This window comes from Fluviispira multicolorata (assembly GCF_009208585.1).
In the GTDB taxonomy this organism is placed as follows: Bacteria; Bdellovibrionota_B; Oligoflexia; order Silvanigrellales; family Silvanigrellaceae; genus Silvanigrella; species Silvanigrella multicolorata.
Window position 1 is genome coordinate 320,286 of record NZ_WFLN01000004.1, and the last position, 15,344, is coordinate 335,629.

General features: G+C 32.9%; 14 protein-coding genes. 8 read left to right on the top strand and 6 right to left on the bottom strand.

Going from position 1 to position 15,344, the window contains the following annotated elements; translation table 11 throughout:
- Positions 1–7 precede the first annotated feature (7 nt).
- Genes GCL57_RS01490 through GCL57_RS01510 form a run of 5 tightly spaced genes read left to right on the top strand, consistent with a single transcriptional unit; the run spans position 8 to position 4,733 of the window.
- Positions 8–1,261, top strand: coding sequence for an aldo/keto reductase (locus GCL57_RS01490; RefSeq protein ID WP_152211487.1), 1,254 nt, complete (start codon positions 8–10; stop codon positions 1,259–1,261).
- Between the two features lie 33 nt (positions 1,262–1,294).
- Entirely contained in the window at positions 1,295–1,930 is a 636-nt protein-coding gene (locus GCL57_RS01495; RefSeq protein ID WP_152211488.1) for a MotA/TolQ/ExbB proton channel family protein, read from the top strand.
- A 14-nt stretch (positions 1,931–1,944) separates the two neighbouring features.
- Positions 1,945–2,370, top strand: coding sequence for an ExbD/TolR family protein (locus GCL57_RS01500; RefSeq protein WP_152211489.1), 426 nt, complete (start codon positions 1,945–1,947; stop codon positions 2,368–2,370).
- Between the two features lie 34 nt (positions 2,371–2,404).
- The gene (locus tag GCL57_RS01505) at positions 2,405–3,727 is read left to right on the top strand and encodes a glutamate-cysteine ligase family protein (RefSeq protein ID WP_161597539.1); all 1,323 of its coding nucleotides are present in this window, start codon (positions 2,405–2,407) and stop codon (positions 3,725–3,727) included.
- A 34-nt stretch (positions 3,728–3,761) separates the two neighbouring features.
- Positions 3,762–4,733 carry a DMT family transporter gene (locus GCL57_RS01510; RefSeq protein ID WP_152211491.1) on the top strand — a complete coding sequence of 324 codons (972 nt, stop codon included), beginning with the start codon at positions 3,762–3,764 and terminating at the stop codon, positions 4,731–4,733.
- Here GCL57_RS01510 and GCL57_RS01515 read toward each other — a convergent pair.
- A complete protein-coding gene (locus GCL57_RS01515; RefSeq protein WP_161597540.1) occupies positions 4,720–5,247 on the bottom strand; it encodes a hypothetical protein in 528 nt (175 codons plus the stop codon). The genes GCL57_RS01510 and GCL57_RS01515 overlap by 14 nt on opposite strands.
- On the bottom strand, positions 5,201–7,480 hold the full coding sequence (locus tag GCL57_RS01520) for a DUF4301 family protein (protein WP_152211493.1): 2,280 nt from the start codon (positions 7,478–7,480) through the stop codon (positions 5,201–5,203). The genes GCL57_RS01515 and GCL57_RS01520 overlap by 47 nt, the downstream gene beginning before the upstream one ends.
- A 140-nt stretch (positions 7,481–7,620) precedes the next feature.
- Between GCL57_RS01520 and rlmN the strand changes: the two genes are divergently transcribed.
- The 3 genes from rlmN to GCL57_RS01535 all read left to right on the top strand — a co-directional run bounded on the left by rlmN (position 7,621) and on the right by GCL57_RS01535 (position 10,678).
- Entirely contained in the window at positions 7,621–8,691 is a 1,071-nt protein-coding gene (gene rlmN, locus GCL57_RS01525; RefSeq protein ID WP_161597541.1) for a dual-specificity RNA methyltransferase RlmN, read from the top strand.
- Positions 8,692–9,801: a tRNA dihydrouridine synthase gene (locus tag GCL57_RS01530; protein WP_152211495.1), complete on the top strand. Its 1,110-nt coding sequence runs from the start codon at positions 8,692–8,694 to the stop codon at positions 9,799–9,801.
- A 130-nt stretch (positions 9,802–9,931) separates the two neighbouring features.
- On the top strand, positions 9,932–10,678 hold the full coding sequence (locus GCL57_RS01535; RefSeq protein ID WP_161597542.1) for a Bax inhibitor-1/YccA family protein: 747 nt from the start codon (positions 9,932–9,934) through the stop codon (positions 10,676–10,678).
- A 670-nt stretch (positions 10,679–11,348) separates the two neighbouring features.
- Here GCL57_RS01535 and GCL57_RS01540 read toward each other — a convergent pair.
- The 4 genes from GCL57_RS01540 to GCL57_RS01555 form a co-directional block, all read right to left on the bottom strand.
- Positions 11,349–12,305 carry a putative adhesin gene (locus GCL57_RS01540; protein WP_152211497.1) on the bottom strand — a complete coding sequence of 319 codons (957 nt, stop codon included), beginning with the start codon at positions 12,303–12,305 and terminating at the stop codon, positions 11,349–11,351.
- 408 nt (positions 12,306–12,713) lie between these two features.
- A complete protein-coding gene (locus tag GCL57_RS01545) occupies positions 12,714–13,190 on the bottom strand; it encodes a hypothetical protein (protein ID WP_152211498.1) in 477 nt (158 codons plus the stop codon).
- Positions 13,191–13,593: 403 nt separating this feature from the next.
- Positions 13,594–14,247 (bottom strand): energy transducer TonB, encoded by a 654-nt coding sequence (locus tag GCL57_RS01550; RefSeq protein ID WP_152211499.1) that lies wholly within the window; start codon positions 14,245–14,247, stop codon positions 13,594–13,596.
- The gene (locus GCL57_RS01555) at positions 14,205–15,338 is read right to left on the bottom strand and encodes a glycoside hydrolase family 3 protein (protein WP_161597543.1); all 1,134 of its coding nucleotides are present in this window, start codon (positions 15,336–15,338) and stop codon (positions 14,205–14,207) included. The genes GCL57_RS01550 and GCL57_RS01555 overlap by 43 nt, the downstream gene beginning before the upstream one ends.
- Between the last annotated feature and the right edge of the window lie 6 nt (positions 15,339–15,344).

Below are 15,344 nucleotides of genomic sequence, written 5' to 3' on the forward strand. Positions count from 1 at the left end.
ACTTGGAATGGCTTTACTCCCCGGATATGCAACTGCAAATGACACAAAACCTTCAAAAAACTCTTTGGGGCGTTTTTTTGAATCGCGTAGAAGGTGTTTGTATAAGGGAGGACCAAGCGTTTCCCCAGTGGGTTTTGGTTCTTATAGAGTGGGTTTGTCAAAAGGATTGGGTTTTCCAGAGTGTGCAAATGCATTGGAACTCGCTCTTAAAAAAGGTTTAAATTTAATTGACACAAGTACCAATTATGGTGGCGGTCAATCAGAAATGTTAATTGGAAAAACTTTAAAAAAACTTATCAATGAAAATTTAATTCAAAGAGAAAATATTATTATTGTTTCAAAAGTAGGTTATATTCAAGGCAGTAATATTGAGCTTGCAAAGTCAAAAGAATTACAAGGCATTTCATTTTCTGAAATAAGTAAATTTGGAGAAGAAACTTGGCATTGTATTCATCCAGATTTTATTTTTGATCAGATTGAGCGTTCAAGAAGTCGTTTAGGGCTTGAGACAATTGATGTTTATTTATTACACAATCCAGAATATATGTTAAAAAAATTTGAACTCGAAAAGATGGAACAAAGTGAAGCACAAAACTTATTTTATTCACGTATTCGAGAAAGCTTTCTTGCACTTGAAAAATTGGTTGAAGAAGGAAAAATTTGTGCTTACGGAATAAGTTCTAATAATTTAGGCGCACCTGAAGAAGAATATTCATCGGTTTCAATAAAAAGAATGCATGAAATTGCACTTTCAATTTCAGCGGACCATAATTTTAAAGTTGTGCAAATGCCAATGAATTGGCTTGAAGTTTCCCCGGCATTTTATGATGTCGAAGAAATTGGCGAGTCAACTCTTTCCTATGCACAAAAAAATAATATTGGTGTTATGTTAAACCGACCATTTAATGCGATGTTTAATGATGGACTTATTCGTTTAACACGTCCGCAAGTTTCTCAGGAAGATTATGATAAACTTGATGAAGGCATGAGAAAGGGGCTTGAAAATTGGACACAATTGTCATCTGATTTAGAGCGTCTTGCAAAAGAACAGCTTGCAGATGTTCCAGGTTATGACGATGCCACTCTTTCTCAGTTTGTTGTTTCGACACTTGCATGGGTTCCAGGGGTTACAAGTGTACTCTGTGGTATCCGAAAAGAGAAATATGTGAATGATGTTGAACAAGCGTTGGCAAGACCGTCTTTACCACGAGCACGCGAACATTTACGTGGAATATATGAGAACTTAGAATTTAGAAGTTAGTTAACTTTATTACTAAGGAATAAGGTAAATTGTATGAATCTCACACAAGAGTTTTTAAAGTTTGCCCTTGCGACAGGCCCTCAGTGGGTTATGTATCTTCTTATAATTTGTAGTATAGTTAATATTGCTATCATTATAGATCGTATATTATTTTTTCAAAAAATGCGTGGTGATTTTTCGGAGTTTATTAAAAATTTAACAGAGCGGCTTAATTCTTCTGAATCACTTGATAAAACATCTGCTTGGTGTTCGGGACAAAAAATGCTTGAAGCAAGCGTTGCTGCGGTTGGTCTTGAAAGAGGAACTGATAATTTAAAAGCAGCTGAAGAGTCAATGAATGCAACAATGATTGCTGCAAAAATGCGTCTTGAAAAAGGGACGGTGGTATTAGGAACGCTTGGTAGCAACACTCCTTTTATTGGTTTATTTGGCACTATTATAGGAATCATTGAAGCATTTCATGCTTTATCAACTGCAGCAAATCCAGGTCCCGAAGTTGTTATGGCCTCTATTTCTGAAGCACTTGTTGCTACAGCTCTTGGTCTTCTTGTAGCTATTCCTGCAGTTATTTCATATAATTTTTTCAATCGCGCTATAAAAAAGAAAATGGCAAATAGTGATGCAACTGCTCGCATTGTATTGACTCATATTGGTTCTAGAAGGTATTAGTCTGGAGTTTAAAAATGGCTGGTGGAAACAAATTTGGTGGAGATGATGAACCTATAGTTGATATTAATATCACTCCTTTTGTTGATGTGGTCTTAGTTTTACTCATTATTTTTATGGTTACAGCTCATTTTATTGTGAATAAAGGTATGAAGTTACAGTTACCTAAAGCTGCAACGGCAGAGCAATTACAAAATCAAAAATCGTTTAATATTATGATAGATAAAAAAGGTGAATTTATGCTCGATGGAAAGTTTGCAAGTCTCGATCTGCTAAAAACAGCAGCTCGGAATGCAATCACTTCAAACTTAAAAGTTGTTGCAATGATAAGCGCAGATAAAGATGTTGTTTATAATTCTGTTGTTTTAATAATGGATGCTCTTCGTTCTGAAGGTGTTTCTGATTTTGCTCTCCAACTTGATCCTTCCCCACAAAAAAAATAAAGTAGAAATCCTTTTTCTTTTTTTTGGAGTTTCTATGTTATTTCAAAACTCAATGGATCCTGAAAGTATTTGTTCACGCGTTTGGGTTAAGCCCATAAAAGGCACACGCGATGGAGTTGAAAAAATTGGTCTTGAAATGGAGATGCATGCATACGATTCTAAGACATTGGCTCCTATAGGCACCGAAAATTCTAAATTAAATATTCAAGATCTTTTACAGCGAATAGCTGAAATTTCACCAAAATCTACAATAAAATATGATAATGCTACAGGACTTATCACAACTGTTTTTTTAAAAGCAGGCGGAAATTTTAGTGCTGAACCGGGTGGGCAAGTTGAATACTCTTCAGATCCATTTGAAAAAATCGCAGATTTATCTATTGATGTCTCAACAAACTTAAAACTTCTTGAAGAAGCTTCGGCTGGAGATTTGGTTTTTCTTTCGCATGGGACAAATCCAATTGCTCAAGAAAACCATCCTTTAATTCTTGCCAAAGAACGTTATAAAATAATGACCCGTTATTTTAATTCTGCGCCAAATATTCGTGGAATAGATATGATGCGTCACAGTGCAACTGTTCAGGCAAATGTTGATATTTTTGGTGATGAAAATTGGCAAGATGCGGTTAATTTGACTCTTGTTCTTATTCCATTAACGGCAAAATTATTTGCAAATTCTAAATATTTTAAAAATAATAAAAGCTTATTTTATTCAGAGAGGCAGGAAATTTGGGAGCATATGGATCCCACACGTTCAGGCTTTCCGACTCATATGCCTTTTGCAGAAAACTCTGAGTGTGAATATGCGAAATGGGCTAAAAAAGCGTATGTCTTTTTTGTTGAAGGCTTGCCAATTAATGAGCAACCTTTATACGGCGAACTTACCTTTGAAAATTGGTTAAACAATGGTTATAAGGGAACAAGACCCACAGTTGAAAGTTGGGAAACTCATTTAGGAACTTTGTTTCCGCATTTACGGTTGAGAGATTTCTTAGAAATTCGTCATATCGATGCTCAACCCTTTGAGCACACTTTAGCGCCTGCTGCTTTTTTCTCTGTCCTGTTAAAAACAAGAAAAATAAGAAGTGAAGTTTGGGAGCTTATTCAGAATGCAAAAATTGATGTAAAAAATGTTTTTCAATCTAATGAAGATTTTTCAAGAATTCATTTTCCACTGATCGATTATGCATGCTCCGTTCTTGAGCAGCTAAAAGAAAAAGAAGGAATGAATGCACTTATTGCATATAAAAAGTTTGTAAAACAAAAAGAGGAGTATTGGAGTGCAGAAAATGCACTAAACTTTGTTCAGAAAAATAAAACTATCACTCCCTCCCTAGAATTCTTAAGGAATTTATAATAAATTAATTTGATTTTTATTTTAAAAGGATCCTATGGAGAGTGAAAATAAAAGAAACTATGTTGTCGGTACAGTGGAAATTGCCTTAGCTAATTCGTTTGTTGGAATAAATATTGTTATCAATAAATATCTTGTTGAAAAAGCTTCTGTCATTCAATTGCTTGAACTCAGATATATATTTGGGACTCTCATTTTAGCAGTCTTTTCTCTTTTTTTAAAAAAAGGATTCACTTTTTACTTAACAGAAGAAAAATTTGATCGTCGTAATTGGATTCTTTATTTATTAATGGCATTAAGCGGTGGAGTCCTATTTAATTTAATATATATGCTTGGAATTGGAAAAACAACTGCAACTTCTGTTGGAGTTATTAGCAGCTCTATTCCAACCTTAATAGCAATCTTTTCTTTTTTTATTTTGGGTCAATCCTTAAAGAGAGTTCATTTTTTATGTGTAATTTTGGTAGTTATTGGAATATTAATACTAAATATGACTGGAAATAAATCGCATTCAGGTTCGAATACTATAAACTCTTATGATATGTTCGTGGGAAATGTAATTGTTTTTCTTGCAATGATACCCGAGGCGCTTTTTACAATTCTTGCAAAACTTATTAGAATTAAAGTCTGTCCAGTCGTTTCAGGCCTGTTGATTAATTTTATCAATGCCTTAGTTTGCCTGCCTTTTGTTCTTTTAGGCGAGTTTAAATATGGAATATTTGAAATTGAATTTTCTGTTTGGGTTTTTAGTTTTTTTATTGGATTGATTAATGGAGCTTTATTTTACACTCTTTATAACAAAGGAATTGCAAAAATAGATTCTCAAACAGCAGCAATTATGACTGGAATGGTTCCGATAAGCTCTGCCTTATTTGGAATTGTTTTTTTGCGTGAGCCTTTCTATATTAACACTTTTATTGGTATTGTTTGTGTTTTATCTTCTATTTATATCGGAGTTCGTTTTGGAGAGAGTTCAAAAGTTTTGTTAAGAAGAGTCAGGCAAAAGTAATTGAGAGTGAGTCTGCTAAGAGTAACAACATTTCACTCATCTGAGCAGCAGATAAAGTTTTTTCATTCATTGTTCTCACATAATTGTCATCAATAATTTTAAATTCTTCTATGATTCCACTTTTTAAGATAAATAATTCAGGTCGACTTGTTTCACCCATTTCATTGCTGAGCTGTTGAACAACTTTTGTGGCACGATATAAATATATTTTTTCAATTCCAGTTGAGGGTTCTAGTAAAAAACCAGCATGATCTGGAATATGTAGAAATAAATATTTTTTTTCATATTTAATAAATGGCTTATGTTTAAATTGATCTAAAGACATAGAGCCAAAGGTAACTTTTAATTTTTCAAAGAAATGACTCTTTTCAAGATCTTTTTGTCCGCTTAAATATTGAAGATCTTTTTCGAGTTGTTTATTTAATGAGAATAAGAATTTAAGTCCGAGTTCTTCTTGTGAATGCGGATTAGAAATTTCGGGTTTCTGTTGTTGCCAAAGTTTCGTCAAAACCATAAGTGCGTCTGTCATTTCCTAATGAGTCAAAATAGGACTTATGCGGTCTAAATAATGTTCGTGGAACTTCAATAAAAACAAGATTTGTTGTTGCTGAATTTCCAATAAGTTCATGTAAGACAGTTTCATGATAACACACAGGTGTTCCCTTGTATTCTTTTTTACTTAATAGCCAAAACCGTTCGTCAAAAAGTTTTGAAAATTCAACCTTTTTACCTATAGATGGAGTGCTTTCAAATGCTCTTGTGTGCGTTTTTAATTCAAAAAATGCGAGAACGGGATTAAAATGAGTTGCTTTACCGCGTGGACCAAAATACTCACGAGCATCTTCTTCGTTTGCGTGAGGCATTTCAAGACAAAGTTTTATTGTGGTTCCATCAGGTAATGCTGCAAATACGGGACCTCCTCCAACATCGGCCACTTCTTTACGAACCACTCCAAACACAGAAATAGGCTTTTCAAGCCACTGCATAGTTTGTTCCCAAGCTTCGAAATCTGTTGAATGGGGAGTTAAGGGTTGCCAATGGAATAGATTTCCTAATATTTTATGAAGAGATGGATAAGGCACTCCCGTAAATGTTAATTTTTCATCGACACATGCGTCGAGGGCTTCATTTGCAATATTGTCGTCGATAAAATTTGCAAGGTAACGAAGGACATGAAAAGTGGTTTCATTTTGCAATCGATTGTTACTTTGATTTTTTATATAATCAAATAAATAATCTTCGACTTGTGCTCTTAAAAATTCAATACAATCACGAATAATTTTGAAACACTCTGCTGGAATATTGAGTTCAGAAGATCTATCCAGTGAAGAGCCTATTACATTATCAATGTTTCTGATGTGCAAACATTCAGCGTCAGGAAAATTATTTGTAATTTCGTCGAATAAATGAATAAGTTCACCATGGCCTGCCGAGACGGGAATATATTTTCCATTTTCATCGGTGTAAGGTCGACCATCCATATGGAAACGTATTGTGGAAAGATTTCGCCCTTGTTCTAACACAGCCCATGCACCACTTGTTTTTCTATTTTCTTTTAACCAAAGTGGTGCAAAAGGACTGTTTCTGAGTGCGAAAATATCACTTACATTTTCTTGTAACTGTGGTTTTAATAGTTCGATTTCTTTTTCAAACTCACTTTTCATAAAGGCAGGAACAACTAGGATATTGCCTAAACAAGGTAACAAGCCAATTTGTTCTGCAAGTTTAAGCATGAGAAATGAATCACCTTCAGAGGTAGTAGGAACCAGTGCTTTAGGAAGATTTGAATATTTATTTAACATTAAACAGCATGCAGAGTAGGTTTTTAGTATATTTTCTTCATGAGCGCTTAAATAAACAGAGGGTTCTTGTGAAGTATTTAGCTCTTTTCTTGCAAAAAGAGTTTGAGGAGTGATGCGATCCATCCAATGGGATGTGATTGAATCTGAATTGTGATAAATTTCATTATTTAAATTAGAATTGATTTCTGAATATTTACTTTTTCCAATATTTTTATTGTATTCCCAAGGAGTTCTGACAATGCTTTCTGAGTGAGCAATAGATTTAGTAAATTCTTTTTTAGAAAAATCTAAACTGCTTTGAGTTTGCAATATTGTATTTTGTAGATTTTTCTTGTCTACATTTCCTGAGATCAATAATTTGCTTAAATAATAATAAAAATGTTTTGAATATGCTTTTATTTCTTCGTCATCTTGTTCAAGTAATCCATCGTAAAGAGAAGATAATTCGGGAGAAATTTTAGTGTTTTGCAAAATTTCTTGAATATTTTTTCTGCTTTTTAAAGTCAATTCTAATTTATTTTTGTCATTTAGAAATAAATTAAATGAGTTTTTAAATTCTGGTATCTTATTGTCAATTCCTAGTACAAATTTTTCTAAATCAGTAAAAAAACGTGAAGCTGCACCTGCTGCAGGTATGCATGTTAATAAATAGTTTTCACGCCAATAGCGCAAAGAATTTTTTTGAAACTTTCGTAAACTAGGATGAAAAGTTGTAGATAACAGTCTTGTTACGAGTTTCCATGAAATAATTCCGCCGTTGTTAGTAGTACATGCTCCCATAATAGGAATTGTCGTATTTGTTTCGTTATTTAGTGCTTGCATAATTCTAGAGTGGTGAATTGATATTTTATTAATATTTAGTTCATTCTCTAATATAAGCTCATCTGAGAGTGGATATTTATTTTGTACTTTTGTATTTTTAGTCTTATCACTTTCAACTTGCATTGAATCTCCCCTCAAAATTCATCAGATGCAGCCCAATAGCATGAAATGTATTTATTAGCAAAAAACTTCTTGACCATATGAACATACTTTGTTTGAAAAAAGATCACCAATTTGAGGTGGTACTTAAGGAAATAAAAACAATGAATTCTTTTTTCGGGGCTGGGCGCATAGAACTTGAAGATAAAATTGCTGAGATATTTGGCACTAAAAAGGCTAAGCTGCGCTCAGAAACTATCTTTAAAAAAATATATAAACAAAACCCTTTAGATAATTATGATTTTTCAGAGTTGAGCCATGAAGTTATCGCTTGGCTAAAAAATAATTATGACTTTTCTGTTCCCTTAGAAATTTCTGATATTCAGATGAGCACTCACGATGGTTCTGTGAAGTTTGCCATGAGGCTAAAAAGTGACGGCAAGTTAGTAGAAAGCGTTCTTATTCCTGAAAGAGGGCGTTTGACTCAATGCATTTCTACCCAAGTTGGTTGTGCGCAAGGTTGTCGCTTTTGTCAAACAGGTCGCATGGGACTCATGCGGAGTTTAACGACTGAAGAGATTATAGGACAAGTTATTTTAGCGGAAAAGTGGAGAAAAGAAAATTTAGACTTTCATGTTTCAAGTTATCAGAGAATAACAAATATTGTTTATATGGGAATGGGTGAACCTCTTGATAATATAGATAATGTTATAAAAAGCACACAGATATTTTGTGATCATTTAGGACTCAATCTCTCTCCAAATAAGGTTACAGTGAGCACGGTAGGGCTTATGCCAGCGCTCGATCGCATTTTAAATGAAACAAAGGTTGCTGTTGCTCTCTCTTTACACTCTCCATTTGAAGACGAGAGATCAAAGGTCATGCCGGTAAACTTGCGTCATCCTTTGACTCAAGTTATTGAAACGCTCAGAAAGCACACTCTTTCTGGTACCCGTCATTCTTTTATGATACAATACACTCTTCTTAGAGGTATTAATGACACTGAACGGCATGCGGAAGCTTTAGTTTCATTATTACAAGGTGTTGGTGCTAAAATAAACCTCATTCCCCTCAACGAGCATGAAGGGGCATCTTTCAGGAGGCCTGACTTAGGTCGAGTCTATCAATTTCAACAAATTCTTAAAAATTCTGGAATGGTTGCTACTGTCAGATTGTCTAAAGGGCGTGATATTCAGGCAGCATGTGGGCAATTGATCAAAGATAAGGTAAAATGAATGAGTTTTTTTAATCAACCAATTCAAATAGGTAATTTAACCCTAAAAAATAGAGTTTTTTTAGCTCCTCTTGCAGGCGTTTCTGATATTCCCTTTCGTAGAATTTGCCAAGAGCTAGGCGCTGGGTTGACTTATGTTGAAATGCTATCTGCAACTGCTATTGCTTATAATAATAAGAGAACCTTTGAAATGATGGCGCGGCATGCTTCTGAAAACGTATTAGGTGTTCAAATCACGGGACCTACTGCCGCACAAGTGGCACACGCAATTTCCGTTCTTGATAAGCAAGGATTTGAAACTATTGATATTAATATGGGTTGTCCCGTGCGTAAGGTTGTCACTGCTGGCTGTGGAAGTGGTATTTTAAAAGATCCTGAAAGAATTTCTGAAACTGTTAAGCTAGCTCGCAGCGCAACATCTCGACCTCTTTCTGCAAAGTTTCGTTTAGGTTACACCCGTGAAAATATAAATGTTGTGAACACTGTAGAACGTGTTTTAGCTGAAAATGTAGATATGTTTACCATACATGGTCGCACCCGTTCCGAAAGTTATTCAACTCCATGCGATTTATCTGGTATTAAATTAGCAATGCACACAGCTTTGGCAAATTCAAAGCCAGTCATTAAAGTTGGAAATGGCGATGTTTTTGATCTTTCCTCTGCTTTAAAAATGCAGCAAGAAACAGCCTGTGATGCGATTATGGTGAGCCGTGGAGCTCTTGGGAATCCATGGATATTCAAAGAAATATTAAGTGCCAAAAAGGTTCAGCCCGAATTTTCTGAATGGCTTGATGTTGTTTTTCGCCATCTTGATTATCAAGAAGAGCATTTTGGGAAAACAAAATTGGCCGCCATTCTGGCTCGTAAACATTTGCTTTGGTATTCGAAAGGATTTCCAGCGAGTAAAAGTTTAAGAGATGTCCTTAATAGAGTTGAAGATCTCAATGATGCACGTGCACTCTTAAAAAATTATGCCGCAAATACTCCAAAAGATTTTATTCGTTATGCTGGTAGCAATACGGATCTTTCAAGTGATTATGATCCAAAATATGAAATGGATAGAAAACTTGATCGAGGTGTGGGAGATGAAGGCATGGAGCAATCCGTTTGATCTTCTTTTGTCAACATTAAAGTCATTAAGTCAAAGCACCTTGCCAATTACTAAAATTCGTTTAACTTTTAAAGGGTGTAGAGATTAATTACTTTTGCACAACTATTTTTACATGAGAAAGGATTTAAACATGGGATTTAATAGTTTTCAAAATAACGGCGGAGATTGGATGCAATCTGCTGGTAAAAACGCTGTTGCACAGTCTGTTGCGAGTAAAACCATAGCTGGTGTGTATGGCTGGATGGCATTTGGGGTTCTTTTGAGTGCGATGGTTGGAATGGGGCTTATACAATCTGGTGGATTGCAAGCTATTTTAAGCATGGGAAGCGGAGTATTTATAGCACTGATGATTGTGCAAATTGGTCTTGTAATAGGTATGAGCTTTGCTGCAAATAAATTAAGTGCAACTGCTTTAAAGGGAATGTTTTTACTTTATGCTTCTCTGACAGGTATAACATTTGCAACTATTATGGTTATTTACCCTATTGGAAATGTTGTTGCTCTGTTTGCTGTTGCTGCGCTTGGCTTTACAGCTCTTGCTGTTTTTGGTGCGGTAACAAAAAAGAATTTAGGATTTATGTCCACATTTTTAATGATGGGTTTATTCATGATTATTGGTGTTGGTATTATAAATATGTTCGTGCACAGTGAAATGCTACGTACGTTCACAGGTTGGGCAGGAATTCTTGTGTTTTCTGGTTTAACAGCTTATGACTCTCAACGCATTCGCGAAGGCGCTTACAGTCTCTCTTTACAAAGCGCTGGAGATTCTCAGGCGATGGGTAAATTTATGATATTTGGCGCCCTTACTATGTATTTAAACTTTATTAATCTTTTCATCAGTCTTCTGCAAATTTTTGGTGGGCGTAAAGATTAAATATTACTTTAATATATGTTAGTTAAGAACTAAAAATATACAATTAAAATAGGAACATATACCTAAATATACAGGTAGAAATCGTTCTAAAACATGAACTATTAGTCCCTTAGTGGATCGAGCTTTTGATGCAATTTGAAGTTCACTCTGTTCAATCAGCCATTTAAAAAAGATTTCAATGAATTATCTGATAGAACTAATAGATTTGAAATAGACTTTTTCATCACTAGAGTTAGTTTTTTTATTTCTAGAAAGTTTTATTGAAGTATGTAAAACAGAATTTCTTTTAGCTAAGTGTTCTTGAGTTGATTGATCAATAGATTCTTAGAAGAGGAGTATCCAACTGACGAAATATCTTTGGCAGTATTGCACTTGTGGACACAAAAACCCGTGGTGAGCATAATAGGTAAAGAGTCGATTAAAATAAAAGGCTGTGACGAATTTAAAGTAACTTTTCTTCGATGATTTACCTAGGGTGTTCTATCATTTAGGTAAAAATTTGAGAACACACCCTAAATGGTGATGAATTGGCTTTGCCAGTACATTGGTAGCTCCTTTGTTGCTTTTTTTAGCAACAATTAATTAATAAATCGGAGCTATTTCTTCAATTCTCTCAATATTTTTCTTAACTCTTAACTGGCATTATTAAATGCTGAATTATAAGTTTTAATTATAATCTATACATCAAATCTTTATTTCTATCATAACCAAAATCAGACAAATATACTAAACAAATGGAACGAATATGAACAACTAATTTAAGTAACTCAAAAAATGTTTTATTACTTGCTAGATTTAATTCATTAAAATTGTCTTCAATTTTGTCGGCGTATTTAACATAATCTATGAGTATTCCATAGAATTCAATTTGATTTTCAGGTATGTTCAAAAAAAAATGTCTTTTGCTTTTAAAAAATTTTTGTAGACTAGATAAACTCAATAAAAATCCTTGCACCAATATTCCGATGTTTCTAATAGCTGATATTTTATTACTTAATTTATTTGAAATTTTATATAATTCGATCACTTTAGTTTCAATTAATTTAGAATAGCTGTCTGTCATAATATTATTGTAAATAGAATATTCAATATTTATTTTTGGGAAATGAGTTTTCTTATTAAAACCTAATTTCCTACTTATTGCAGAGGAAAGGTAACCTCGGCAAGCCATTAAATGAATTTCTATATATAAATTATTCTGTTTATCTGATGGTATAGAAGAGTGAACATCTTTTAATAATGAGCTCAGTGAATTCCATTGTCCGCAATTTAATAAAGGTGGAATAATATCGAATTTTTCCGTTAATGATTTATTATATAATATTATTTCATCTTTACTTAAATTACCTAAGTACATATTATTTACTTTCATGCCCGGTGTATAAATTTCGGGAATAAATGCCTTGCAATTTATATTCATGAAATCAAGATGTTTCATCCTTTCACCTAATGTTTTATATGATTGCTCTTGATGATAATGCAAAATATCTGGAATAACGTCACCTTTTAATAAACTCCCTTTTTGAGTATATAGAATTAAGAAGATATTATTAGGAATTTTTGTTTGCATAAACATCCCAGAAGCGCCATGTGATAATATGAATTGTAAGCAATTTTGATTTATCATTTTTTAGATTTCCTATAAAAATAAATTAATTAATAATTTAATTATTTTCTCCAATTTATATTTTTTTAATAATAGTGAATTATTTCGATGCAAATTCCATTTATTTTTTTGCAATATTGTCCTTTTATATAAGTTTAAATTTCACATTAAAAATAGATAAACTTCTAACCTAAAACATAATTAAGCAAATTTAATGCCAAACTATTTAGATTATAATTTTTACTTATATTTAGCAAAAAGAAGATTAAATATTTAAGAAAATTAATATTTTTAAAAAAAATCTTTAGTGTAAAAGCGAGCAGAATAATATATTTCCCTTATAAAAGAAGATGCTTGACACCCATTTTGGGTATCCCTAGTAGATGTTCCAACAGTGCACCACGAATGCGATGAATATTGATAGATCTTTTACATCAATGCTGTGTTAAAAATAAGGGTTGGTTTCTCTAAATTGTTTTTATAAGAGAAGGTTTTAAACAACTTTTCCTTGCAGAAATCAAAAGCTTTTATATTGAGCAATTTAATATTTAAAAGTGATTCCTTGGGCTTAATGAATGTATTTCGATTAGATTCAAAGGAGAGAAAGAGGAAAGCAAGAAATTTCTGCAGACTTCGTGGGAAAACTTTTTTAAAGAATGCACTTTCATTTTTATTGAGTTCTGAGATATTTTTTAAAAAGAATGGGCTAAATATTTTTTTGTCATCTGTTTTTTTACAGATACAGATTTTTAGAACTTCTTTTATATTTTTATTTTGAATTCGCCCTTTAACGATATATTCATTAACTTCATTAACGCATTCTTGTAGAACGATCTCTTTTGTGATACCTTTTTCAAGTTTTCGGCCTGTTAAATATTGAGAGTAAGAAGTTCTAATCGCATTCATAAAATCTTCCTTGTATTAATTATTTTAAAATTGCTTAAACTTTTAAGACTTCAAGCAATGATATTAAGCAAGCAATATCCGTTCCAATCTTGAGCTCACCTTAAACAAATATTATTTTTATAAAATAAATCTTTTTAAGAAATATTCTCAATTACTGAAAAAGATTTGATTTTTAGGGAATTGTTTTGACTCCTTCTTAAGGTGAGTCATTCTTAATAATTTAAATGTTTATCGTGGTTATAGCAATTATTTTTACATTAAATATTCTTTTATCAGAGGATGTATTGTAAACATTATATAATTTTTAAAAATTAAAATTTATCGCATTAAAATGAAAAAATGAGGGACAACTTTATGAAAATAAAAATTATTCATCTTATTAAAGATGAATGTGCATTGAGTTTTATGGAACAATCATCCAAGTTATTCTTTTAATAACCCCAACACTGTGTTTTTCACGCCAAGCAGGTTTACAGTCAAGTTCTTTAGCAGCAGCAAGTGCAACTTGATCGATTTTGTAGCCTGTGCCTTTTATAAGTTTTGCTTCAATAACTTTGCCAACGCTGTTTATTTGGACCTCAATAATAACAGATCCACTTGTTATTCCAGCATTTGCAGCATCATCAGTTATATTAATTTCAGGCAAAGTGCACTGAGCCGTTTTATCGACAGTGGATTCTGCGGAAAAAAATTCTTTGCTGTCGTTGGTAGACTGTCCTGATGGAGTGACAGCTTCTTGCATTTTTTGGGCTGTAGAAACTTTTTCTGCAGGAATTTCTTTAGGGGCGGGGGATGGCTTTCCAATTGATTTAACAAATTCTTTTGTTGGTTGAACTTTATCACGATGTTTAAGTAAACTTTGCTTATTAGAATTTGGAGTCTTTGAAGAGATTTGTACCGTATTTGTAGTAACACGGAGATCCGTTATATCGACAGGATTAGGAGTTAAGAAATTTATTAAAATAACAAGTAAAATATGAAAAAAAATACTATAGCATAAAACAATGTAAAATTTTACTTCTTTTGTGTCTTTGTCAAAATAAAGTAGATTTTCCAAGCTTTCTCCAGCATGTGTTTATGAAATAATTTATCATTTTTCATTTTTTTTGCAATCGAGTGTGCAATTCTTGCTTCTCTTTCAATGCTTTGGCAACTTAGCAAAATATCACAACCTGCTTGAAGAGCGTCAATGGCTGCAATATCAAGATAGGAATCTTCCTCTGATAAAGAAACAGGGTTATTTTCTGTTATAGAGGATTCAATTTTTCGATTTTCTTTATAAAAATTTGCAATAGCGTTCATTCTTAAATCATCACTTAAAATGAGTCCTTTAAATTTTAAACTTTTTTTCAGTTGCTTTGTTAATATTTCATAACTTAACGTTGCTGGGAATTTAGCATCTAATTGAGGAATGAGAACGTGTGCTGCCATTATAAATGGTATTTTTTCAGAAATTAAATTTTTAAATGGAATCCATTCTCGTGTTTGCAGAGTATTTAAACTCACATCGCTTACACTAAATTCTTTATGAGAATCCGTTTTAGTATTCCCATGCCCTGGAAAATGTTTAGCACAAGAAAATAATCCTTCCTTTAATAAAGTTTTATTTACAAGGGAAGTGTATTTAAGCACGGTTATGGGATCTCTGCCGAAGCATCGATCGCCCATCACAGGATTGCTTGGTTCGGTTAAAATATCGGCTACAGGACTTAATAAGCAATTAATACCAAGCCCTTTTGCAACAAAAGCTTGATGAAGAATTTGATTTTCTAAACCTATTTCATCATTATTATCCGAAAACTCCAGCGCAGGCTTTCCTCTTGAAAAGGGGGGGGGCAGTCGAGACACTCGTCCTCCCTCTTCATCAATAGAAATAATAAAGGGCATACTAAACTTATGATTTTCTCTTTCACAAATTTTTATGATATTTGAAATTAAACTTTTACCTTGAGAAAAATCTGTGAAATTTCTTTTAAAAAGTATGCATCCTGAAGGTTTAATTTTTTTTAATAATTTAATTTCATTTTTATTCAGATCACTTTTTCCTATTGAAGGCCAAAGAAAAAAACCTGCCTGTTCTAAAAATGGTAAGGAAGTAAAATATTTTTTGAAAGTTTTAGGGAAATGTTCTTGCACAAGTAAACTCACATCACT

Excerpts from the sequence above, each read along its gene's own strand:
- GCL57_RS01530 (WP_152211495.1), top strand. The coding sequence starts at position 8,692 with ATGAGTTTTTTTAATCAACCAATTCAAATAGGTAATTTAACCCTAAAA.
- GCL57_RS01540 (WP_152211497.1), bottom strand. The coding sequence starts at position 12,305 with ATGATAAATCAAAATTGCTTACAATTCATATTATCACATGGCGCTTCT.
- GCL57_RS01520 (WP_152211493.1), bottom strand. The coding sequence starts at position 7,480 with ATGCAAGTTGAAAGTGATAAGACTAAAAATACAAAAGTACAAAATAAA.
- GCL57_RS01535 (WP_161597542.1), top strand. The coding sequence starts at position 9,932 with ATGGGATTTAATAGTTTTCAAAATAACGGCGGAGATTGGATGCAATCT.
- GCL57_RS01490 (WP_152211487.1), top strand. The coding sequence starts at position 8 with ATGGCTTTACTCCCCGGATATGCAACTGCAAATGACACAAAACCTTCA.
- rlmN (WP_161597541.1), top strand. The coding sequence starts at position 7,621 with ATGAATTCTTTTTTCGGGGCTGGGCGCATAGAACTTGAAGATAAAATT.
- GCL57_RS01500 (WP_152211489.1), top strand. The coding sequence starts at position 1,945 with ATGGCTGGTGGAAACAAATTTGGTGGAGATGATGAACCTATAGTTGAT.
- GCL57_RS01515 (WP_161597540.1), bottom strand. The coding sequence starts at position 5,247 with ATGGTTTTGACGAAACTTTGGCAACAACAGAAACCCGAAATTTCTAAT.
- GCL57_RS01545 (WP_152211498.1), bottom strand. The coding sequence starts at position 13,190 with ATGAATGCGATTAGAACTTCTTACTCTCAATATTTAACAGGCCGAAAA.
- GCL57_RS01495 (WP_152211488.1), top strand. The coding sequence starts at position 1,295 with ATGAATCTCACACAAGAGTTTTTAAAGTTTGCCCTTGCGACAGGCCCT.
- GCL57_RS01510 (WP_152211491.1), top strand. The coding sequence starts at position 3,762 with ATGGAGAGTGAAAATAAAAGAAACTATGTTGTCGGTACAGTGGAAATT.
- GCL57_RS01505 (WP_161597539.1), top strand. The coding sequence starts at position 2,405 with ATGTTATTTCAAAACTCAATGGATCCTGAAAGTATTTGTTCACGCGTT.